Here is a 21264-nt window from a genome sequence, read left to right as displayed (position 1 = left end):
CCCGTTCAGGCGGGCGGGGCCGGGTCCAGGCCGAGCAATTCACGGAGGAATGCGCCCGCTGTGGCGTGTTTCCGAAACAGCTGTCCGGTGAGTGCTTCCGTGCCGCGGAGCGGTTCCCGGGTGGGCACACGCTGAAGTTTCCCGATGCCCGGAACGTCAAAGATAACCGAATCCCAGCTGGCGCCGACCACGTCCTTGCCAAAGCTGGAAACGCACTTCCCGCGGAAAAATGCGCGGGTGTCCGACGGCGGTTCGACGACAGCACGGCTGATCGTGGCGTCGTCGACGATCGTCTGCATGCGGTCGCGGGAAAGCATGCGGTAGTACAGGCCCTTTTCGGGCCTCACATCGGACCATTGCAAATCGACGAGACCCAGGCGGGCGTCGTTCCATTCGAGGCCGTCACGGTTCCTGTAGCCATCCAGCAGGGACATTTTGGCCAGCCATTCGACCGAAGACGCGGCACCTGCGGGGTTGCTCCCCAAGAGCCCCAGCGTCGACTCCCATCGTTCCAGGACATCGCGGGTGTGGCCGTCTCCGCTGAAGGAATCCGAGACCCCGGTTTCCTGGCCAAGTTTGGCCGCTGCCTCGTAGTACATCCACTGGATATCCAGGGCTGTTACGCGCCGTCCGTCGAGAAGCCTGACCGTGGCAGTCAGGGAAGTGTCGTGGCTGATTGCCTGCAGGCCTGCCACGGGCTCATGTACTTCGATCTTCGGAGCCTGCCCGGCTTCGATAAGGCTCAGGACCAACGCCGTCGTGCCGAACTTCAAGTAGTTCGAGACCTGGCTCAGGTTGGCGTCCCCGATGATGACATGCAGACGCCGGTACTTGTCGGCGGTGGCATGCGGTTCATCCCGGGTATTGATGATCGGACGCCTGATGGTGGTTTCCAGCCCTACCTCGGCTTCGAAGAAATCCGCGCGCTGGCTGATCTGGAATCCGGAAGTCGAACCGTCCTGGCCCTTGCCGAGCCGGCCGGCACCGCAGATGACCTGGCGCGTGACGAAGAACGGCGTCAAGCCGCGGACAATATCCCCGAAAGGGACGGAACGCGGCATGAGGTAGTTCTCGTGGGAACCGTAGGACACCGATTTGTTGTCGGTGTTGTTCTTGTACAGATTGATGGCCGGCAGATCAGGGTCGGCCGCCACCTTCCGAACCGTGGCCAGGGCAACGAGGTCGCCGGCCGCGTCCCACGCGACGATGTCCCGGGGATTCGTGACCTCGGGACTGGAATATTCCGGATGGGCATGGTCCACGTACAGGCGGGCCCCGTTCCCGAGGACCATGTTCATCAGCAACGATCCTGACTCGTCGCCGCCGTCGGCTTCCAGCTCCTGCCGCCCGTACGCCAAGGCAACGGCCTCGGCGTCGAGCACGGGAGGCCTGTCAGTCAGCTGGCTCGGATCTGCTGCACTGCGCTCGACTGTCCAACCGCGGGCATCATGCAGGGGCTCTTCATCCGTGTAGTCCCAGCGGGTTTCAGCGCCCCCGGCTGCCCGCTGCCGCGTCAGGTTCGCGTAGGCCTGGATGATCCGTGCGGACATCATCGTGGCGTTCGCCCCTGGCGCGGAGGGCGCGTGGATACCGTATTCAGTTTCCGAACCCATGACCCGCATGGCCCCGCCCGCGGGAAGCTTGTCCGAAGGCAGGCCTTCCGGCCGGGCCGTCACAGGTACTGGCCGGTGTTGGGAGTCGTTTCGATCGACTTCCCGGGCTCCTGGCCGGCCTTGCCCTGGACGATGGTACGGATGTAGGTGATGCGTTCGCCCTTCTTGCCCGAGATGCGTGCCCAGTCATCCGGATTGGTGGTGTTGGGCATGTCCTCGTGTTCGCGGAATTCGTCGACGACGGCGCGCAGGAAGTGGTCGATCCGAAGGCCCTTCTGCTGGGTCAGCAGAAGATCCTTGATGGCGTACTTCTTGGCCCGGTCCACGACGTTCTGGACCACCGCGCCGGAGTTGAAGTCCTTGAAGTAGAGCATCTCGGTATCGCCGTTGGCGTAGGTGACTTCGAGATACTCGTTGGACTTCTCGGTCGAATACATGGCTTCAACGGTGCGCTGGATGATGGCGTCGACCGTCGCCTGGACGTCGCCGCCGTGCTCGCCCAGATCCGTCGCGTGGAAAGGAAGGTCGGTGGTGATGTACTTGGCGAAAATGTCGGCGGCCGCTTCGGCGTCGGGCCTCTGGATCTTGACCTTCACGTCAAGCCGCCCGGGACGAAGAATAGCCGGATCAATCATGTCCTCACGGTTCGAGGCGCCGATCACGATGACGTTGTCGAGCCGTTCGACACCGTCGATCTCGCTCAGGAGCTGAGGGACGATGGTTGTTTCGACGTCGGAGGACACCCCGGTGCCGCGGGTGCGGAACAGCGAGTCCATCTCGTCGAAGAACACCACCACTGGGCTGCCATCCGAGGCCTTCTCCCGGGCGCGCGCAAAAATCAGGCGGATATGACGCTCTGTTTCGCCGACGTACTTGTCAAGGAGTTCAGGTCCCTTGATGTTCAGGAAGTAGCTCTTCAGGTCCACGTTGCCTGCCCGTTCGGAGGCGCGGGCGGCAAGCGAGTTGGCAACGGCCTTCGCGATCAGCGTCTTGCCGCAGCCCGGAGGACCGTAAAGCAGGATGCCCTTGGGTGCTTTGAGCCCGTGTTCGCGGTACAGGTCCGGGTGCAGGAACGGGAGTTCCACCGCGTCACGGATCTGTTCGATTTGCGGGCCCAGGCCGCCGATGTCCTCGTAGGTAATATCCGGGACTTCCTCGAGGACCAGGTTTTCGACCTCTGCCCGGGGCACCTTCTCCAAGGCGTAGCCCGTGCGGGAATCCAGCGACAAGGCATCACCGACGCGCAGGTGCACCTTCTGCAAGGCGCCTGAAAGCCTGACGACCCGTTCCTCATCGGCCCTGCCCACTACGAGGGCGCGGTCCGTGCCAAGCATTTCCTTGAGAGTGACGAGTTCGCCTGCCCGTTCATAGCCCAGGCCGGTCACCACGAGCAGGGCCTCATTGAGGAGGACTTCCTGTCCGACGGCCAGCTGGTTGATGTTCACGAGCGGGCTGACGCCCACGCGCATCTTGCGGCCGGCATTGAAGATGTCAACCGATTCCTCGGTGGCCGCCTGGCCGGTGCTGCCTGCCGTTGGCTGGCGCCTCGGATTGATCTGCAGGATGGTCCCGAAGCTGTACGGCGGTTGGCCGTCCTGCTCGAGGGCGCCTTTGAGCCGCAGGATTTCGGCCTTCGCCGTTTCCAGCATGGTCACAAGCTTGGTGTTGTTCTGGGTGGCGGCGGCAAGCTGACGGTCGATGTGGCGCAGCTTGTCTCGAAGGATGTTTATCTGGCGTTCCGCGACGGTGAGTTCCGCGGAGTCGTCCACCGGTTGGATTGCCGCACCCCCGTGTCCCGCTTTTCCCTCAGTCACAGCCTTGTTCGATGGCTCCTCCGGCGTTGTTCGCCCGAAGTCATTGTTCGACGTATCCACGAAGCATCAGCTCCTTCCCGCTTTCTATAAATAGACCTTAGCCCTCAAAAGCGTTGGGTAACCTGTGACATCCGGAATGCGGACCAGTTTGTGATGTTTCCTCAGGGAGCGGGCGTGGGGTCGTCCTTGACGTTGGTGCCGGCAATCGCATCCCGTGCCGCGCGCCGCAGTTTCTTGTCGGAAACCGCACGCTCTCCAACGGCTCCCGGTGTCCAGGCATTCAGGTCCTCTTCGCTGAACTCCGTCTTGGAAGGACGCCGCTTGACGGAGATTCCGGTCACGCCGTCGGCGAGGCGACGGGTTACCAGGAGGAAGCCGGTGTGGGCTACCATGCGGTGGTCGGGACGGACAGCGAGGCCCTCGAGGTGCCAGCCGCGGACCATGGACTCCCAGGCGTCCGGTTCCGTAAAACGGCCGTCGGCGCGGATGGCTTCGGCGGTACGGGAGAGCTGGGTCACGGTGGCCACATAGTTGATCCACACGCCGCCGGGGGCCAAAACGGTGGCTACGGCGTCGAGGCATTCCCAAGGAGCGAGCATGTCCAGCACCACGCGGTCCACGGATCCGGGCTCTTCGCTGCGGACAACTTCCTCCTGAAAGTCGCCGAGCGAAATCTTCCAGGCCGGGTGCGGACCGCCGAAAATGGTTTCCACGTTGCCGCGGGCGATGTCGGCGAATTCTTCCCGACGCTCGAAAGAGTGCAGGTAACCGTTGTCGCCCACTGCACGAAGCAGGGAGATCGAAAGGGCGCCGGAACCAACGCCGGCTTCCACAACGCGGGCACCCGGGAAGATATCGGCCATGGTGACGATCTGGCCGGCATCCTTGGGGTAGACCACTGCTGCACCGCGGGGCATGGACAACACGAAGTCCGAGAGCAACGGGCGCAGCGTCTGGTACTGCTGGCCGATGTTGTTGGCGACCACGGAACCGTCAACCTGGCCAATGATTTCGTCGTGGTTCAGGAAGCCGCGGTGCGTATGGAAGGCGCCGCCTTCCTCCAAGGTGATGGTGTTCATGCGGCCGCGTTCGTCGGTGAGTTGAACCCGCTCGCCCACACGGAACGGTCCTCGGCGCCGTGCCGCACCAGTCGGCTGGATGGCGGTGTTGGCGGCGCCGGTGGCCGTATAGTTGGCGGCGGTTTCGCTGCTCATGGGTGTTTCCTCGCTCCTGTACGGCTGGGCCGTCATTTGTTGCCACAGTTACTGCTTAGTGATGCGCACTGCCGGCCGGGTTATTTCACGGCCGGCAGGTAACTCTACCGGGAAGGTCCTACGGGCGTCCGCTCCGTCGGGCTACTTTACCTGTAATGGCTGTCACTACGGCCTGCTGCCGTAGCAGGCCCATGACCGTACCGTGTTCGTCCACGACGGCGTATTCGGCGCCGCTGAGCTGGGCCAAATACTGGATCAGTTCCTGGCCGCTGGACGTCCAGGGGACGTAGGCGCCGTCGGCGAGCGGGGTGGAAACCGCTGTCACGAAGGTTGTGGATACCTCGGAGGCCGGCACGGCTGCAGTCGCAGCCGGATCGACCAGACCCTGTGGCCGGCCATCCGGTCCGCAGATGACGACGGCGGGCGTACCGTAGGGTGCCACGCGCAGCACGTCTGCGACCGTGGCCGAGTTCGGAATTCCGACGGCGGGTTCGGCCAAGGCGGCGGCACTCACAGAGGGGAGGCGTCCACGGAGCGTCGCCTGCTGAATGGCGCCTGAGGCACCCATCCAAAGGAAGCTGCAAACCAGGACCGCGACAACCATCTGAATGAGATCAGGGCTGTTTCCGCCCAGCAATTGCGGGACGATGAAGCTCACAATCAGGACGATCGCGATGACGCGTCCCGCCCAACCGGCGGCAACCGTACCCTTCTCCTGGCTGCCGGTCGCTTTCCATACCGCGGACTCCACCAAGCGACCCCCGTCAAGCGGCAGGCCCGGGAGGACATTGAAAATGCCAATCAGGAAATTGGCCCACATGAAGATGTTCGTCAGGGTGTCCCCCACCCCGGTGAAGACACCGGCCTGCAGCAATAGCCAGGCCGCGCCCGCGAGGACAAAGTTGGCCGCGGGTCCGGCCAAGGCAACAACTACCGAACGGCCCGGGGAAGCAATGAAGCTCTCGAACTGGGTGTGCCCGCCCCAGAGATTCAAAACGATCTTCTCCGTGGGCCACTTGAATGCCTTGGCGCTCAAGGCATGGGCAAGTTCATGGACGAGCACGGAAAGGGCCAGGAGCACCGCATAGCCAAAGGCCACAAGGTAGGCGCCGATTCCCAAGGAATGGTTCCGGATGAGCAGCGCCGGTCCATAGGCGATCACCGTGAACGCGGCGATGATGAACCAGGAGTAGGCAAGATACACGGGGATTCCCGCTATCCGGCCGAGTGGAATCCCGTCTTTCCTGCTGCTACGGGTGCTGTGGCCGCCGTTCCGGGGAGTGCTCACTTAGTTTGCCTGTCCAAGGAAGGCCGCGGCCGGCACATTGCCAAGGGCCCGCTCGGCAACAAGTGCTTCAAGGTCGGCGACCTTGCGTCCCTCGAGGGTGGTCCAAGTTGCCCGGCGGGGGTCCTCGGGCAATGGCATCTGGTGCGGAATGCCGACGGTGACCACGCCGGAGGCGATCGCGGAAGCCACTCCGGGGACGGAATCCTCAAGGGCAACGCAGTGATCCGCGGTCAGCCCGGGGTCTGTGTCCTGGAGCCGCTCGACGGCGGCGAGGTAAGCCTCCGGGTGGGGTTTTCCTTGGCTCACGGTGTCCCCTGTAATGAGGAATTCGAAGTAGGGCTTGGGGAGGTTGGCGACGACTTCCCGCGCCATCGGGCCTTCGGACATCGTCACGAGGGCGCAGCGGACGCCGGATTGATACAGCTCGTCAAGCAATTCCTTGGCTCCAGGCCGCCACGGCACCTCGATGCGGAGACGGTCGATGACCTGGGCGCTCAAGGTGTCAACAATCTCCCGCTTTTCCAGGTTCACTCCAGCCCTTTGGAGGATGCCGGCCGAGTGCATCAATGACTGCCCTACAAGCTGCATGGCTTGTTCATGGCTCCAGGCGCCGCCGTGGGACTCCACGAGGGTTCGCTCTGCAGCAATCCAGTACGGCTCGGTGTCCACCAGGGTGCCATCCATGTCCCATAGCGCGGCTTTGAGCAGGGGCTGGGTGGCTGAAGCAAGCATGCCTAAAGTCTACGTGGAAGGAGGCAGGGCAATTGCCGCTCTACGCCCGGGGCGAAGTATGGCCACGCCGGTCCCCTCACGCCATGCATCGGTGGCGGTGTTGGACGTAGGGTGAGTGAATGAACAGTTTGGACGGAGCCCCTGACGGACAGGCCACTTCACCGGAGCCTGAGCGCCTTCTCCAGCCTGTAGCCGAAGGCCAGCGCATCACCGTGATGCTCGCGGCTTTCGAGGGTTGGAACGACGCCGGCGAGGCGGCCAGCGATTCCCTGCACTACTTGAACAAGTTGTGGCAAGGAAAGAAAGTGGCATCCGTTGATGCCGACGACTATTACGACTTCCAGTTCACCCGGCCGACCGTGCGACGTACCGCAGCCGGAGCCCGCAAGGTGAAATGGCCTTCCACGCGCCTGTACAAGGCCAGCGTCCCGGACAGCAACGTCGATGTGGTGTTCGTGCTCGGCACCGAACCTTCCTACCGCTGGCGGGCCTACACGGCCGAGCTTCTGGTCCACGCCGAAACGCTCAAGGTCGACTACGTTGTGCTGATCGGTGCCCTTCTGGCCGATGTCCCGCACAGCCGCCCGATCCCGGTCAGCACCACCTCGGACGACAGCGGATTGCGGCAGCGCTTGAACCTGGAGGCTTCGCAATACGAGGGTCCGGTAGGCATTGTGGGCGTGCTGGCGGAATTCGCCCTGCTCGCGGGCTTGCCCACGGTGTCGCTCTGGGCGGCCGTGCCGCACTATGTCGCGCAGCCGCCCTCCCCCAAGGCACAACTGGCCATCTTGAACAGGATCGAGGATCTGCTCCAAGTGCCGCTGGACACCCACGCCCTCAACGAGGAATCGGAGGCTTGGGAGCGCGGTGTGGACGAACTGGCCACTGAAGACCCCGAAATCGCCGCCTATGTGCGGCAGCTAGAAGAGGCCAAGGACACGGCTGACCTGCCGGAGGCCAGTGGCGAATCCATCGCGCGCGAATTCGAGCGCTATCTCAAGCGCAGGGGCAAGGACAAGCCCTGACGGTCCTGCCGCCAGGGCTTGTCCGCTTCAGCGAGTGTTGGCTTCAGTTCCTGAGCTCCGCTAGAGCTCGACGCCGAGCAATCCGTTGATCGCATCGCTCACCAGGGCGGAATCCAGCGCAGAGGGATTGGCGTCGGAAGCGTTGCTGAGGGCTGCAGCGGCCCAGGCGTCGACGGCGGCGACCGCGCCGGGAGCGTTGAGGTCGTTGGCGAGCTCGGCACGCATCCGCGTCAGCAGTTCCGCCGCTGTTCCCTCGGGAGCAATGTCCCGGGCGGCCCGCCACGTGTTGAGCCGTTCCTTGGCCTGGCCGAATCCTTCGTCGGTCCAGGACCAATCCGAACGGTAGTGGTTGGCCAGGATCGCCAGGCGGATGGCGGCAGGCTCTTCGCCCGCGGCACGGAGCTTGGACACAAGGACCAGATTGCCCTTGGACTTGCTCATCTTTTCGCCATCCAGGCCCACCATTCCGGCGTGGGCATAGTGGCGGGCCAAGGGAACGCCGCTGAGCGAATACGCGTGTCCGGCACCCATTTCGTGGTGCGGGAAGGCGAGGTCCGATCCGCCGCCCTGCACAGTGAACGGAGCCGGAAGGTACTTCTGGGCGATGACGGTACATTCAATATGCCAGCCGGGACGTCCGTCACCCAGGCTTGCACCGGGCCAGCTCGGCTCGCCGTCGCGGGCAACGCGCCATAGCAATGGATCAAGGGGATTCCGTTTGCCGGACCGCCCGGGATCGCCGCCGCGTTCTGCGAAAAGCTCCAGCATTTCCACTTCGCCGAGCCCCGAGATGTCACCGAGGGTCCATGCGTCCGGGCTATCGGAGGCCTTGCCGGCCGCCTCGACGTCGTAATAGACGTCGCCGTCAGGTTCGCCGCCGGTGCCCTGCACGCGGTAGGCGAGCTCGTCCGCGATCAATTTCTCGATGGCCGGGACAATCATCGGGATCGCCTCGACAGCTCCGATGTAATAATTCGGAGCCAGCACATTCAGGGCGTCCATGTCGGTCTGGAAAAGCTCAATCTGGCTCGCGGCCAGCTCCCGCCAGTCAACGCCGGTGGCGGTGGCGCGCTCCAGGAGGGGATCGTCGACGTCGGTGACGTTCTGGACGTACGCAACCCGCTGGCCGCTGTCGCGCCATGCGCGGTTGAGCAGGTCGAAGGCGACATAGCTGGCCGCGTGGCCCATGTGGGTGGCGTCGTAGGGCGTGATGCCGCAGACGTACATGGATTGCTCCGCGCGTGGCTCGACCTCCACGAGGGCCCTCAGGGCGGTATCGAACAGCCTCAACGGGGGCATGCTGCCGGGTAGTTCAGGCACAGGGCGGGAGATCCACGATTTCACAGCCTCAACCATAGTGCTAGGCGCTGATGACATTGAAACCGAGCAATACATAGAGGGCGAGTCCCAGGAGAATGCGATACCACACGAAGACACGGTAGCTGTGGGTTGAAATGAATTTGAGGAACCAGCCAATGATGATGAAGCCCACAACGAAGGCAATGACCGTGGCCAGGGCCGTTTCCGGAAGACCGAAGGGTCCGGTGATTCCTTCCTTGGACACCACCTTGTACAGCTGGTAGAGGCCGCTGCCGAAGACAGCGGGTATGGCGAGCAGGAACGAATACCGTGCGGCAGCTTCACGCGTATACCCCATCAAGAGGCCGGCTGTGATGGTTCCGCCGGAGCGGGAGACGCCCGGGATGAGCGCCATGGCCTGCGCCAGCCCGTAGAGGATGCCGTGCTTGAAAGTCAGTTGGCTCAGCTCGCGTTCCTGCCGGCCGACAGCGTCCGCTACTGCGAGGATCATGCCGAAGACGATGAGCATGGTGGCGACGATCCAGAGGCTGCGCAGCACGGATTCGATCTGGTTCTGGAAGAGCAGGCCGAGCACGATGATGGGCAGGCTGCCGAGGATGACCAACCAGCCCATCCGCGCGTCGGGATCGTCCCTGGCCACCTTGCCGCGCAGCGATCCGAACCAGGCGCGCACAATCCTGACGATGTCGCGCCAAAAGAAGACAATGACGGCCGTCTCGGTGCCCAACTGGGTAATGGCCGTGAAAGCAGCTCCGGGATCCGCCGCATTAGGCAGGAACGAGCCCACAATTCGCAGGTGTGCGCTCGAAGAAATCGGAAGGAATTCTGTCAGGCCCTGCACCAGGCCAAGGAAGGCTGCTTCTATCCAGTTCACGTGAATAGACCCTACGTCATGATGTACCTGATCTCCCCGTAAGCTATCAGCTATGCAGCAGCGTTACGTCGGCAACAGTGGGTTTCGGGTGTCCACCCTTTCCCTGGGCACCATGTCCTGGGCGGAAGAAACGGACGAACAGGATGCACGGGAGCTGCTCCATACGTTCATCGCCGCAGGCGGCACCATGATCGATACCGCGGCCTCCTACGCAGGAGGACAAGCCGAGGCTCTCCTGGGCTCCATGCTGGGGGACGTCGTGGCGCGTTCGGAGGTTGTGCTCTCCACGAAAGCGGGCGTCTCGACGTCGGACGGCCGGCGCAGTGTCGATGCCTCCCGCGGTTCGATGCTGTCCGCACTCGACGCCAGCCTTGCCCGCTTGGGAACCGACTACGTGGACATCTGGTTCGCGCACGCTTGGGACGGCAACGTTCCGCTGGACGAAACGCTTTCCGCGCTTGACCTTGCGCTGCGTTCGGGACGCGCACGGTACGTCGGCATCTCCAACTACAACGGTTGGCAGACCGCCAAGGCTGCGGCCGTCGCGGGATTCACCGTGGTGGCCAACCAATCCGAATACTCGCTCCTCCACAGGAAGCCCGAAGACGAACTCGTGCCCGCCGTCGAGGACGCCGGCCTCGGCCTCATGGCGTGGGCGCCCCTCGGACGCGGGGTGCTCAGCGGCAAATACCGTGGACAGATTCCGTCTGAATCACGAGCGGCTGAGGGCCGCCTCAGCGGCTATGTCGAGAAGTACCTCGACGCCCGGGGCGCACGGATCGTCGAAGCAGCGGCAATGGCCGCGCGCGGATTGGGACGCTCCGCCGTCGACGTGTCGCTGAGCTGGTTGCTCTCCCGCCCGGGCGTATCCACGGCCATAGTGGGCGCACGCAACGCGGTCCAGCTCAAGGAGTTGCTCGATGCGCAGCTGGCGCCCCTTCCCGCCGAAATCTCGCGGGCACTGGAAGACGTTTCAGCGATCTGACCCGGCTGAAACTGCGGCATCACTCGCCGCGGCATTACTGACCGCGCACTACTGACACTGCATTACTGGTCAAGGATCTCCAGCTCGTCTTCATCGAGGAGTTCATTGTTCTCCTCGTCGTCATCCTCTTCATCGTCGTCGAACACCTGAAGTGGTGTGACTTCCGAGTAGGCCTCGTATAGTGAGTCCTCATATACCTCAAAGGCATCTGCGACGGCGAAAAACGCTGCCTCCACAGCGGGATCTCCTTCGCCCCGGCGGGCGGAAGCGGCAATCAGGTGCTCTTCCAAGGCGGCTGTCAATGACTGAAGCGCGACACGCGGATCGATGCTCATGACTTCACGTTAGCCCGAAAAAGACGAAAATGGAGAGGGATGAGAGAACAATTTCTGAGCAGTTCAGTGGAGCGTCAGCGGGACTACGCAAGGCAGTACGAGTATCTCGTACTGACCGTCAGCCCTGACGATTCCTTGCCCGAGGCGCGACGCCGGCTCGTGGAACACTCCGAATATGGCAAGTGGGAACTGGAGCGGAGCATCCTCTATATCGGCGGCGGTCGCCGGTTCTGGCTGCGCCGCAGAGTACTCAACGTACAACGCACCGTGTAGCAGCACGGCCGTTATTTCAGGGTCCCCGCTCCAGCTTCCGAGCGTTCAGCTTTCGAGCGGACCAAGCCACGCGTTGGCTACTGTGGTGTGTGCGGATTCGTCGTTGGAGGGATGGAATATCCCGGCCAGCACGTCGCGATACAGCCGTTCGAGTTCGGAGTCCCGGAAGTAGCTTGAGCCCCCGGAAACCCGGATCGCCACATCCACCATGGTCCGGGCGTTCTCCGTGGCCCGCACCTTGAGCCCCACGAATTTGGGGAACCACTGCGCCCCGTGATCGACCAGTGCATCCACGTCACGGGCAACTGAGGCCAACTGCGGCTGGATGGAATCCATTGCCATGGCGGCGTCGGCGATCTTCCAGCGGATGTCCGGGTCCTGCGAGAAGCTCCGGCCGCCGTACTTGGCCGAGCTCCGGCGCTTGACGGCCTCGACCGCCAGGGTGAATGCCCGCTCCCCGATGCCTGTGTAGACGGCGGCAAGCAGCGTTTCGAAGCACGCGAAGATCGCGAAGATCAATGGATCCTGGTTTGGGCCCACCGGCAGCTTCCGGAAGATCCGTTCCGGCGGCACCATGGCGCCCTGCAGGAGCGTGGTGTTCGATTGGCTGGCCCGCATGCCCAGGGTGTCCCAGTCACTCAGTGTCTCGTGCCCCGGGGCGTCCCGGTGGATGAAGCCGAACACCAGCTCCCCGTTCCCCTCCCGTGCGCCGCTGTCCTTGCCGAAGATGCCGAGGCGGGTCCATGCCGGCGACAGGCTCGTGAAGATCTTCCGCCCGGTGAAGCTGTACCCGCCGTCCAGCTGCGGTTCCGCCGTGGTCCCTGAGTCGAAGAGCATGGAGTCATTTCCCGCCTCGGAAATCCCGAATGCAAAGACCTCGCCCCGTCCTGATTCCTTGAGGACATAGTCAAGGGAGTCGTCGCCGCGGGCCGCCAGGACGTGCGCGACGCCGGTCCAGACAAGGTGCATGTTGACAGCCAAGGCGGTTGCCGGGGCAGCCGTGGCCAACCGGCGCTGAAGCGCCGCCGCGGCTTCGAGCCCGAGCCCCACTCCGCCGTCGGATTCCGGGACGAAGAGCTTCAGGTAGCCCGCCGCTGCGAGCTCCTCAAGATCTTCGTGGAAGAAGGAGTTGTTCTGGTCGTAGCCCGCGGCGCGGCCCCGGATGCGGTGGAGCAGCTCGTCCGGCAGGATCTCCTCAGGGGTCAAGGCTTCTCCCTAGTAGGTGCTGAGCAGGGTGTTGAGCACCCTGGATCCGAACTTGAGCGAATCAGCCGGGACGCGTTCGTCAACCCCGTGGAACATCCCGGTGAAATCGAGTTCGTCGGGGAGCATCAGCGGGGCGAACCCGTAGCCTGTGATGCCGATCTTGCTGAGCGACTTGTTGTCGGTGCCGCCGGACAAGGTGTACGGCAACACCTTGGCGCCGGGGTCCTCCGTGTGCAACGCGTCGATCATGGCGTCCACCAGGTTGCCGGCAAACGGCACCTCCAGGGACACGTCCTTGTTGACGTAGCTGACGTCCACGCCGTCGCCGGCAAGTTTTTTGACGGTTTCGAAGACCAGTTCCTGCTGGCCCGGGAGCGTGCGGCAGTCCACGAGCGCTTCCGCCGATTCGGGGATGACATTGTGCTTGTAACCGGAACTCAGCAGCGTGGGGTTCGAGGTGTTTTGGAGGGTGGCCCCCACGAAGCGCGCGACGGTGCCGAGTTCCTTCAGGAGGGTCTCGGGGTTGTCCGGATCGAACTCGACGCCGGTCAGTTCCGTGACACCATCGAGGAACTGCCGGGTGGTGGGGGTCAGCTCGATCGGCCAGCGATATTCGCCGATTCTGGTGACTGCCCCGGCCAGGCGGGTGATCGCATTGTCCGTGTTGATTTGCGAACCGTGCCCGGCTCTGCCGTGGGCCACGAGGCGCAGCCAGGAAAGGCCCTTCTCGGCGGTCTGGAGCAAGTAAGTGCGCTGGCCTCCGATGGTGGCCGAGAAGCCACCCACTTCGGAGATCGCTTCAGTGGCGCCGTCGAAGAGTTCCCTGCGGTGCTCGACGGCGTAGCGCGCGCCGTGGTTGCCTCCGGCTTCCTCGTCGGCGAAGAACGCGAAGATGATGTCCCGCTTGGGCTTGCGTCCCGTGCGGGCGAAGTCGCGCATGACCGAGAGGATCATGGCGTCCATGTCCTTCATGTCCACGGCGCCGCGTCCCCAGATGAGTCCGTCCTTGAGTTCGCCGCTGAAGGGATCCACGGACCACTGGTCCTTGAGCGCCGGAACGACGTCGAGGTGGCCGTGCACCACGAGGGCTCCGGCCGAGGGGTCCTCCCCCGCCATCCGGGTGACGACATTGGCCCGGCCCGGAGCCGACTCGAAGATTTCGGCGTCCAATCCCACTTCATTGATAAGCGCCGCCGTGTATTCCGCCGCGACGCGTTCCCCGGGACCGGAATCGTCACCGAAGTTCGAGGTGTCTATGCGGATGAGTTCCTGGCAGATCCGGACTACTTCGTCCTCGGGTCGGATATCAGTCATGGAACTCTCCTTGCTGGCTGGGATGGACATACTCCGGCGGGTAGGCAGTTGGTGCGTACGCTCCCGCGCGCTTCCCTCAGCCTACCCACCGCACGCTCGTTTGGCCGCGTACTTTCCTGCGTTTTGGCGCGGAGTGGCAGGGTCCAATTGCCGTTGCCGGCACCTTCTCCGGCTCCGGTTTTTTTATTTCCCAGAAACCGTGTTAGAGTTTTTCTCGCTGCTTCGGAGGAAAGAGAAGCGCCGAGAGGCGCAGAACGAAGGCTCCGAACACCACCTGCGCGGGTGGCGGAATGGCAGACGCGCTAGCTTGAGGTGCTAGTCCTCGAAAGGGGGTGGGGGTTCAAGTCCCCCTCCGCGCACAATTGCAAGGCCTGGAATTATGATAATTCCAGGCCTTGTTTGTTTAACGTGAATTTGCGTTTTCAGACACTAATGCGGCGTTCATCACATTTATTGAATTGCATTACGGGGAATTCGCCCACGGCAGTGAACCTGACGCTGAACCCGGCTCCGCGAGGAAAGGCGACGGCGGCCGCCCACGTGGGTGACCGCCGTCGTAACCGTATTGAACCTATAGCTTTGAACCCGAAACCGGTGCCCTACAGCGCCGTCACGGAACCGCTGAAGTGCTTCCTGCCGCTCCGCGGGTTCCACGCCACATAGTCCGAACGCTCCCATGAGCCTGCCGCTGAGTGGACGGTGCCGATTTCCAGGGCCACCCGCGCCGGGAGGAACACCGGTGCCTCGAAATTCACGTCCCATTGGAACGATTCCGATTTCACCGAGCCGACGTCGGCCAGTGCCCGGGATGCAAGGTACATGCCGTGAGCGATCGACCGCGGGAGGCCGAGCGCCTTGGCCGAGAGGAGGCTCAAGTGGATCGGATTGAAGTCTCCGGATACCGCGGCGTACAAGCGGCCGGTATCCACGCCGAGCTGCCAGACCGCTGTTGGTGTGGGTGCCGTGAACTCATTCGGAGCGGCGGCCGTAGCGGCCTTGTCGACTCCCGGCAGGAAGACCCCCTTGGCCAAATACGTCGAGACGCCCCGCCAGAGCAAGGCCCCGTCGTTGCTCGATCGGACTTCGGCGACGACGTCCAGCTGGGTTCCGGCCCTGTGGCCGCGCATGTCCTCGGCCCAGGACCGGACGTCGAGCGGCTCACTGAACTGGACTGCCCGCAATTGCTCCACGTGGTTCTTCAAATGGATCATCCCCAGCAGGGGAAGCGGGAAGTCGTCGCGGTTCAGCACGCTCATGGAAACCGGGAACGCGAGGGCATGGATGAAGCCGGCCGGCAGGGCGTCACTCGCTGTCTCGCCGATCAGGTGCTGGTAGGCGGTGAGGTTCGCGACGTCGGCCCGCACCCCGCGGACTTCATGGCTCCCGTGGGGCAGCGCGGTGGCTGTCTGGAATCCCAGCACCCTTCGCCGTGCCGCCGTCGCCGCCGCATTCACGTACAGCTTCGAGAGGGACGGCAGCTCCCCCAGGATGAGCGGTTGTTCCGTGGTCATGCACCCACCAGGTTCTGTCCGCAGACCCTGAGCACTTCTCCCGTGATTCCAGCGGCGGCATCCGATGCCAGGAACGCAATTGCCTCTGCCACGTCCCCGGGCAGGCCGCCCTGCTGCAGCGAGTTCAGCCTGCGGGCTACTTCCCGGGTGGCGAAGGGGATCCGGGCGGTCATGTCGGTTTCGATGAAGCCGGGCGCGACCGCGTTGATGGAGCCGCCGCGTTCCGCCAGCAAGGGGGCCGTGGCCCTGACCATGCCGATCACTCCCCCTTTGGACGCAGCGTAGTTGGTCTGCCCGCGGTTGCCTGCGATGCCGCTGGTGGAGGCCACCGACACGATCCGTGGGGTTTTGTTGAGCTGGTCCGAGCCCAGGAGTGCCTCGTTGATTCTCAACTGCGAGGCGATGTTCACTCCGATGACGGAATTCCAGCGGCCCTCATCCATGTTGGCCAGAAGCTTGTCGCGGGTAATGCCGGCATTGTGGATGACGATGTCGAGGCCGCCATGGCGTTCCACGGCGTGCTCGATGATCCGCTTCCCGGCGTCCCCGGCCGTGATGTCCAATTGCAGGGCGGTGCCATGCACCTCGTTGGCGACGGCCGCGAGGTGGTCCCCCGCAGCGGGAATGTCCACCACCACCAGCCGGGCGCCGTCCCGGTGGAGGGTCCGCGCGATCGCCGCGCCGATTCCACGGGCGGCTCCCGTGACCACGGCTACCTTCCCGGCCAAGGGCTTGTCGGCGTCGGCGGAAAGCTGGCCGGCGCCTGAGGTGACAGTCAGGAACTGACCATCCACGAACGCGGAGCGGCCGGACAGGAAAAAGCGCATCGCACCCAGCGTGCTGGGGCTCGTGGTGCCGGTACCGTCCCCGAGGAGAATGCCGTTGGCTGTGGCACCCGCCCGGAGTTCCTTGGCCAGGGAACGCAGCAGGCCGTCGACGCCTTGGCGGCCCGCGGCAACAGCCGGGCTGGCGGCAGAGGCGGAAGTGCGGGAGATCGTGACCACCCGTGCGCCTGCGGCCAGATCACGGAGCGATGGGGCCGCAGTGAGAACCGGTCCGGCAAGCTCTTCCGGATGCTCGACGGCGTCAAGCACCAGGATGATCGCCCCCAGCTTTTCCTTGGGCAAGGCCGAACGCCGGACGTCGAGGCCCCAGCCCACCAGGGCGGTAGCCAAATCGTCGGCCCCCGCGGTTTTCCCGTTGCTGCTCCCGAGCACAAGGACCGGACCCGGAACCAGCGGTTCTCCCGCTTTGTATCTCCGGAGCACGGCAGGTTGGGGCAGGCCGAGCCTTTTGGCCAGGTCCTTGCCGATCCCGTGGCTGACGAACTGTGTGTATTTGTCCGTCATGCCGGCTACCGCCCTTCCGGAGCGGAGTAGGCCTCGAGGATCGCGACGACGCCCTGCCCTCCGGCTGCGCAGACGGAGATGAGTCCACGGGCGGGCCGGCCGTCCACCGGGCCGTTCTCATGGAGCATCTTCGCCAGCGAGGCGACGATCCGTCCGCCGGTCGCGGCAAAGGGATGTCCGGCGGCGAGGGACGAGCCGTTGACGTTGAGCTTGGCGCGGTCGATCTTGCCGAAGGCACCATCCAATCCCAGCCGGGTACGGCCGAATTCCTCGTCTTCCCACGCGGCGAGCGTACTCAGGACCGTGCCCGCGAAGGCCTCGTGGATTTCGAAGAAGTCGATGTCTTCGAAGGACAGGCCGTTGCGCGCCAGGAGTCGCGGCACGGCAAAGGCCGGAGCCATGAGGAGTCCGTCCTTCCCGTGGACGAAATCGACGGCGGCCGCCTCGCCGTCGACGACGAGGGCCAGCTTGGGCAGTCCCCGGTCGTCCGCCCATTCCTCGGTGCCGAGGAGAACCGTGGAGGCGCCGTCCGTGAGCGGAGTGGAGTTGCCGGCCGTCATGGTGGCTTCAGCCCCAAGGCTCTTTCCGAAGACGGGCTTGAGGGTGGCCAATTTCTCCATGGATGTATCGGGCCGGAGGTTCGAATCACGGCTCAGCCCGCGGTATGGAGTCACGAGGTCATCGAAGAAGCCACGTTCGTAGGCTGCCGCGAGGTTGTGGTGGCTATTGAACGCGATCTCGTCCTGCGCTTCACGGCTGATCTTCCATTGGGCCGTGGTCAGCGCCTGATGTTCTCCCATAGAGAGGCCGGTGCGCGGTTCCCCAGTGTTCGGAGCATCCGGGGCGAGGTCCTTGGGACGCAGCCGCGAGAGGACCTTGAGCCGATCGGGAAGGGATTTGGCGCGATTGAGGTCCAGCAGGATTTCGCGGAGGCCCTCGCTCACGGCAATAGGGGCATCGGAGGCAGAGTCGACCCCGCCAGCGATGGCCGAGTCGATCTGACCCAGCTTGATCTTGTTGGCGAGGCCCAGGACGGTCTCAAGGCCGGTGGCGCACGCCTGCTGGAGATCGTAGGCAGGTGTCTCCGCGGAAAGGGCCGAGCCAAGCACTGCTTCGCGCGTCAGGTTGAAGTCGCGGGAATGCTTCAGGACGGCTCCTGCGGCGACCTCCCCAATCCGCTCCTCTTGAAGTCCGAAGCGTGCGATCAGCCCGTCCAGTGCCGCCGTCAGCATGTCCTGATTCGACGATTTGGTGTAGGCACCGCCGGTCCGGGCAAAGGGGATCCTGTTCCCGCCAACCACCACGGCCTTGCGGAGTGTGCCCTGGGTTGCGGGTGATTCGTGTGGTGCGCTCGCGGAATGTGCTGCTGCAGGCATGCGTTTCTCCTTATGATCACATCGGGTTACTGATACCCAGCGTACCTGATACGCTGAGTATCGTGAACATCCCCAGCCCAGGACTTCCTGCAGAACACGACGCCGGGACCCCGCCTCCCGCGGACAGCGAGGCTCCCGCCGTCGACGGCCGTGCCGCCCGCTGGCAGGTCCACCGCGAAGAGCGACGGCGCGATCTCATCAAGGCCGCCCGCAAGGCTGTCCATTCACTGGGCAGCGAGGCCTCCATGGAGGACATCGCGACGGCCGCCAGTACCTCGAAGTCGGTGTACTACCGCTATTTCGGGGACAAAGCCGGCCTGCAGCAGGCAATGGGCGAAGTAGTGCTGGGACAAATGCAACGGCGAATGAAGGAAGCGGCAGAAAGCGCGCAGACTCCACGCGAAGGCCTGTTCGCCATGGTCTCCGCGTACCTGCAGATGGCGGAGTCCAGCCCCGCCGTCTATGCGTTCATCACACGACTCTCGCAAGGCGAACCCTCTGCGCAAGACGCCATCGCCGCCTCAGGAGCCCTTGGCCACTTCTTCGAGTCGATCAGTGCCATGATCGCCCGGCCCATGCGGGAACACCTGGGGGCGGAAAAGGAAGCATTGATCGACTACTGGCCCACCGCGGCCATCGGACTGGTCCGCAACGCCGGCGAGAGGTGGCTCGGTAGTCCCGCCTCCGCAGCAAAGCCCGACCAGGAAACCATGGCGGCCCAAATCACCGATTGGCTGTGCGTGGGAATCGCCCCGGAACTCAAGATCAACTCCCCTGAATATCAGCAATGACTCCACGTTGTTCGGAACCAAAGAAGGAATCACCATGACTGAAGTAGTGGACCGCACCTCCTCCAGCAACCGGGCGGCCGCGGGAACGGCTGCAACCACGCAGCCTGTTGCGCCCGCCCCTACGGTGGATGTAGCGGCTCTTGGCGAATTGCTGCTCGGCAAGTGGGCCCACATCCGGCACACGGCACGTGACCTCGCCGGCCGCCCCGAGGTGCACAAGATCGAAGGCTTGACGCATACGGAGCACCGCAAGCGTGTATTCGGGCAGCTCAAGTACCTCGTGGACAACAACGCCGTGCACCGGGCTTTCCCCGCCAGCCTCGGCGGTTCGGACGACCACGGCGGCAACATCGCCGGCTTCGAGGAGCTCGTCACTGCCGATCCATCACTGCAGATCAAGGCCGGCGTCCAGTGGGGCCTCTTCGGTTCAGCGGTGATGCACCTCGGCACTGAGGAGCACCAGAACAAATGGCTGCCCGGGATCATGAGCCTGGAGATCCCCGGTTGCTTCGCCATGACCGAAACCGGGCACGGCTCCGATGTTGCGAGCATTGCCACCTCGGCCACGTACGATGAGGCCACGCAGGAGTTCGTCATCAACACTCCGTTCCGTGCCGCGTGGAAGGACTACATCGGCAACGCAGCCGAGGACGGCCTCGCCGCCGTCGTGTTCGCCCAACTGGTGACCCGCAACGTTAACCACGGCGTTCACGCGTTCTATGTCGAGCTGAGGGACCCGGACACCAAGGAGTTCCTGCCCGGAATCGGCGGCGAGGACGACGGCATCAAGGGCGGGCTCAACGGCATCGACAACGGGCGCCTGCATTTCACCGATGTCCGTGTCCCCCGCACCAACCTGCTCAACCGCTACGGCAACGTCTCCCCCGAAGGCGAATACACCTCGCCCATCGCGAGCCCGGGTCGGCGATTCTTCACGATGCTCGGCACCTTGGTGCAGGGCCGCGTCTCCCTCGACGGCGCCGCCGTCGCCGCGAGCAAGTTGGCCTTGACGACCGCGATCCGGTACGCCGCCGAACGGCGCCAGTTCAACGCCTCATCCCCCACGGACGAGGAAGTCCTGCTGGACTACCAACGGCACCAGCGCCGCTTGTTCACCCGGCTTGCCACCACCTTTGCGGCGAGCTTCGCACACGAGCAGCTGCTCGAAAAGTTCGACGACGTCTTTTCCGGCCGGCACGACACCGACGCCGACCGCCAGGACCTCGAGACCCTCGCCGCGGCCCTCAAGCCCATGAGTACCTGGCACGCCCTCGACACGCTGCAAGAGTGCCGCGAGGCCTGCGGCGGCGCAGGATTCCTCATCGAGAACCGTTTCGCCTCGCTCCGCGCGGACCTGGACGTCTACGCCACTTTCGAGGGTGACAACACCGTGCTGCTACAGCTCGTCGCCAAGCGCCTCCTGGCCGACTACGCCAAAGAGTTCCGGAACGTGGACTTCGGCGTGCTTGCCCGCTTCGTGGCCGCCCAGGCCGCGGACGTCGCCATCAACCGCACCGGCCTGCGGCAAGTAGCGCAGTTCGTGGCGGACACGGGATCAGTCCAGAAAGCCGCGCTCGCCCTGCGGGACGAAGAAGGCCAACGGACACTGCTGACGGACCGGGTGCAGTCCATGGTGGCGGAGGTGGGCGCTGCACTCAAGGGTGCCAACAAGCTTCCGCAGCATCAGGGCGCCGCCTTGTTCAACCAGCATCAGGACGATTTGATTGAAGCCGCCCAGGCCCACGCCGAACTCCTGCAATGGGAAGCGTTCACGGAAGCCCTCGGCAAGGTCGGCGACCCGGGTACCTTGAAGGTGCTGACATGGCTCCGCGACCTGTTTGGCCTCTCGCTCATCGAAAAGCACCTGTCCTGGTACCTCATGAACGGCCGCCTTTCCATGCAGCGCGGACGCACCGTGGGGGCCTACATCAACAGGCTGCTCGTCAAGATCCGTCCCCATGCCCTGGACCTGGTTGATTCCTTCGGCTACGGTCCGGAGCACTTGCGCGCGGCCATCGCTTCGGGGGCCGAAAAGGAACGCCAGGACGAAGCCCGCGGACACTTCCGGGCGCAGCGGGCAAGCGGCCAGGCCCCCGCCGAGGAGAAGAGCCTCCTCGCCTTGAAAGGGAGGAAATCCAGCTAGCATCGTGCCGTAACCAGCCGGTGAACAGTTGCTGAATCCTTTAACGACGATGGCGCCGCACTCCCGCTGGGGGGTGCGGCGCCGTCGTCGTTCTTTCCCAA

The 21264-nt window shown here is 64.1% G+C and carries 18 protein-coding genes and 1 tRNA gene; 6 read left to right on the top strand and 13 right to left on the bottom strand.

Going from position 1 to position 21264, the window contains the following annotated elements; genetic code table 11:
* Positions 1–5: 5 nt before the first annotated feature.
* The 5 genes from dop to AC4CS3_RS09190 form a co-directional block, all read right to left on the bottom strand.
* Complete coding sequence (gene dop, locus AC4CS3_RS09210) at positions 6–1622, bottom strand: depupylase/deamidase Dop (RefSeq protein ID WP_284982489.1); 1617 nt, start codon at positions 1620–1622, stop codon at positions 6–8.
* A gap of 50 nt (positions 1623–1672) precedes the next feature.
* Complete coding sequence (arc, locus tag AC4CS3_RS09205) at positions 1673–3487, bottom strand: proteasome ATPase (RefSeq protein ID WP_490783171.1); 1815 nt, start codon at positions 3485–3487, stop codon at positions 1673–1675.
* Positions 3488–3588: 101 nt separating this feature from the next.
* On the bottom strand, positions 3589–4641 hold the full coding sequence (locus AC4CS3_RS09200) for a tRNA (adenine-N1)-methyltransferase (protein ID WP_345451783.1): 1053 nt from the start codon (positions 4639–4641) through the stop codon (positions 3589–3591).
* A gap of 118 nt (positions 4642–4759) precedes the next feature.
* On the bottom strand, positions 4760–5929 hold the full coding sequence (locus tag AC4CS3_RS09195) for a site-2 protease family protein (protein ID WP_490783170.1): 1170 nt from the start codon (positions 5927–5929) through the stop codon (positions 4760–4762).
* On the bottom strand, positions 5930–6661 hold the full coding sequence (locus AC4CS3_RS09190; RefSeq protein WP_490783169.1) for an HAD family hydrolase: 732 nt from the start codon (positions 6659–6661) through the stop codon (positions 5930–5932).
* Between the two features lie 119 nt (positions 6662–6780).
* Here AC4CS3_RS09190 and AC4CS3_RS09185 point away from each other — a divergent pair, with 119 nt between their 5' ends.
* Positions 6781–7686 carry a PAC2 family protein gene (locus AC4CS3_RS09185; protein ID WP_490783168.1) on the top strand — a complete coding sequence of 302 codons (906 nt, stop codon included), beginning with the start codon at positions 6781–6783 and terminating at the stop codon, positions 7684–7686.
* Positions 7687–7746: 60 nt separating this feature from the next.
* Here AC4CS3_RS09185 and mshC read toward each other — a convergent pair whose 3' ends face one another.
* Together mshC and AC4CS3_RS09175 are read right to left on the bottom strand one after the other, a co-directional pair.
* Positions 7747–9030, bottom strand: a complete 1284-nt coding sequence (gene mshC / locus AC4CS3_RS09180; protein ID WP_490783167.1) for a cysteine--1-D-myo-inosityl 2-amino-2-deoxy-alpha-D-glucopyranoside ligase — start codon at positions 9028–9030, stop codon at positions 7747–7749.
* 16 nt (positions 9031–9046) lie between these two features.
* Positions 9047–9880, bottom strand: coding sequence for an undecaprenyl-diphosphate phosphatase (locus AC4CS3_RS09175; protein WP_490783166.1), 834 nt, complete (start codon positions 9878–9880; stop codon positions 9047–9049).
* A gap of 52 nt (positions 9881–9932) precedes the next feature.
* Between AC4CS3_RS09175 and AC4CS3_RS09170 the strand changes: the two genes are divergently transcribed.
* Positions 9933–10865 (top strand): aldo/keto reductase, encoded by a 933-nt coding sequence (locus tag AC4CS3_RS09170; RefSeq protein ID WP_490783165.1) that lies wholly within the window; start codon positions 9933–9935, stop codon positions 10863–10865.
* Between the two features lie 62 nt (positions 10866–10927).
* Here the strand turns inward: AC4CS3_RS09170 and AC4CS3_RS09165 are convergent, their stop codons facing one another.
* Positions 10928–11200 carry a hypothetical protein gene (locus AC4CS3_RS09165; protein ID WP_236811050.1) on the bottom strand — a complete coding sequence of 91 codons (273 nt, stop codon included), beginning with the start codon at positions 11198–11200 and terminating at the stop codon, positions 10928–10930.
* 39 nt (positions 11201–11239) lie between these two features.
* Here AC4CS3_RS09165 and AC4CS3_RS09160 point away from each other — a divergent pair, with 39 nt between their 5' ends.
* The gene (locus AC4CS3_RS09160) at positions 11240–11473 is read left to right on the top strand and encodes a DUF5703 family protein (protein ID WP_059389241.1); all 234 of its coding nucleotides are present in this window, start codon (positions 11240–11242) and stop codon (positions 11471–11473) included.
* Between the two features lie 45 nt (positions 11474–11518).
* On the opposite strand, the gene AC4CS3_RS09155 is transcribed toward AC4CS3_RS09160, so the two are convergent.
* A complete protein-coding gene (locus tag AC4CS3_RS09155) occupies positions 11519–12679 on the bottom strand; it encodes an acyl-CoA dehydrogenase family protein (RefSeq protein ID WP_490783164.1) in 1161 nt (386 codons plus the stop codon).
* Between the two features lie 9 nt (positions 12680–12688).
* A complete protein-coding gene (locus tag AC4CS3_RS09150; protein ID WP_490783163.1) occupies positions 12689–13993 on the bottom strand; it encodes a M20/M25/M40 family metallo-hydrolase in 1305 nt (434 codons plus the stop codon).
* Between the two features lie 276 nt (positions 13994–14269).
* Here AC4CS3_RS09150 and AC4CS3_RS09145 point away from each other — a divergent pair.
* Positions 14270–14352 (top strand) — tRNA-Leu (locus AC4CS3_RS09145).
* A 240-nt stretch (positions 14353–14592) separates the two neighbouring features.
* Here the strand turns inward: AC4CS3_RS09145 and AC4CS3_RS09140 are convergent.
* The 3 genes from AC4CS3_RS09140 to AC4CS3_RS09130 are packed head-to-tail and all read right to left on the bottom strand — an operon-like array spanning position 14593 to position 18229.
* Entirely contained in the window at positions 14593–15504 is a 912-nt protein-coding gene (locus tag AC4CS3_RS09140) for a MaoC family dehydratase (RefSeq protein WP_490783162.1), read from the bottom strand.
* The gene (locus tag AC4CS3_RS09135) at positions 15501–16853 is read right to left on the bottom strand and encodes a 3-oxoacyl-ACP reductase (protein WP_490783161.1); all 1353 of its coding nucleotides are present in this window, start codon (positions 16851–16853) and stop codon (positions 15501–15503) included. Before AC4CS3_RS09135 ends, AC4CS3_RS09140 begins: the two co-directional genes overlap by 4 nt.
* 5 nt (positions 16854–16858) lie before the next feature.
* Positions 16859–18229: an acetyl-CoA C-acetyltransferase gene (locus tag AC4CS3_RS09130; protein ID WP_490783160.1), complete on the bottom strand. Its 1371-nt coding sequence runs from the start codon at positions 18227–18229 to the stop codon at positions 16859–16861.
* A gap of 62 nt (positions 18230–18291) precedes the next feature.
* Between AC4CS3_RS09130 and AC4CS3_RS09125 the strand changes: the two genes are divergently transcribed.
* Both AC4CS3_RS09125 and AC4CS3_RS09120 read left to right on the top strand, forming a co-directional pair.
* Complete coding sequence (locus AC4CS3_RS09125; protein ID WP_490783159.1) at positions 18292–19020, top strand: TetR family transcriptional regulator; 729 nt, start codon at positions 18292–18294, stop codon at positions 19018–19020.
* A gap of 34 nt (positions 19021–19054) precedes the next feature.
* Positions 19055–21163 carry an acyl-CoA dehydrogenase family protein gene (locus tag AC4CS3_RS09120; protein WP_490783158.1) on the top strand — a complete coding sequence of 703 codons (2109 nt, stop codon included), beginning with the start codon at positions 19055–19057 and terminating at the stop codon, positions 21161–21163.
* Positions 21164–21264: the final 101 nt, after the last annotated feature.

This window comes from Arthrobacter sp. SE2, assembly GCF_058244265.1.
The sequence above is the reverse complement of the archived record's forward strand: the minus strand, read 5'-3'. Positions and strand labels throughout refer to the sequence as shown.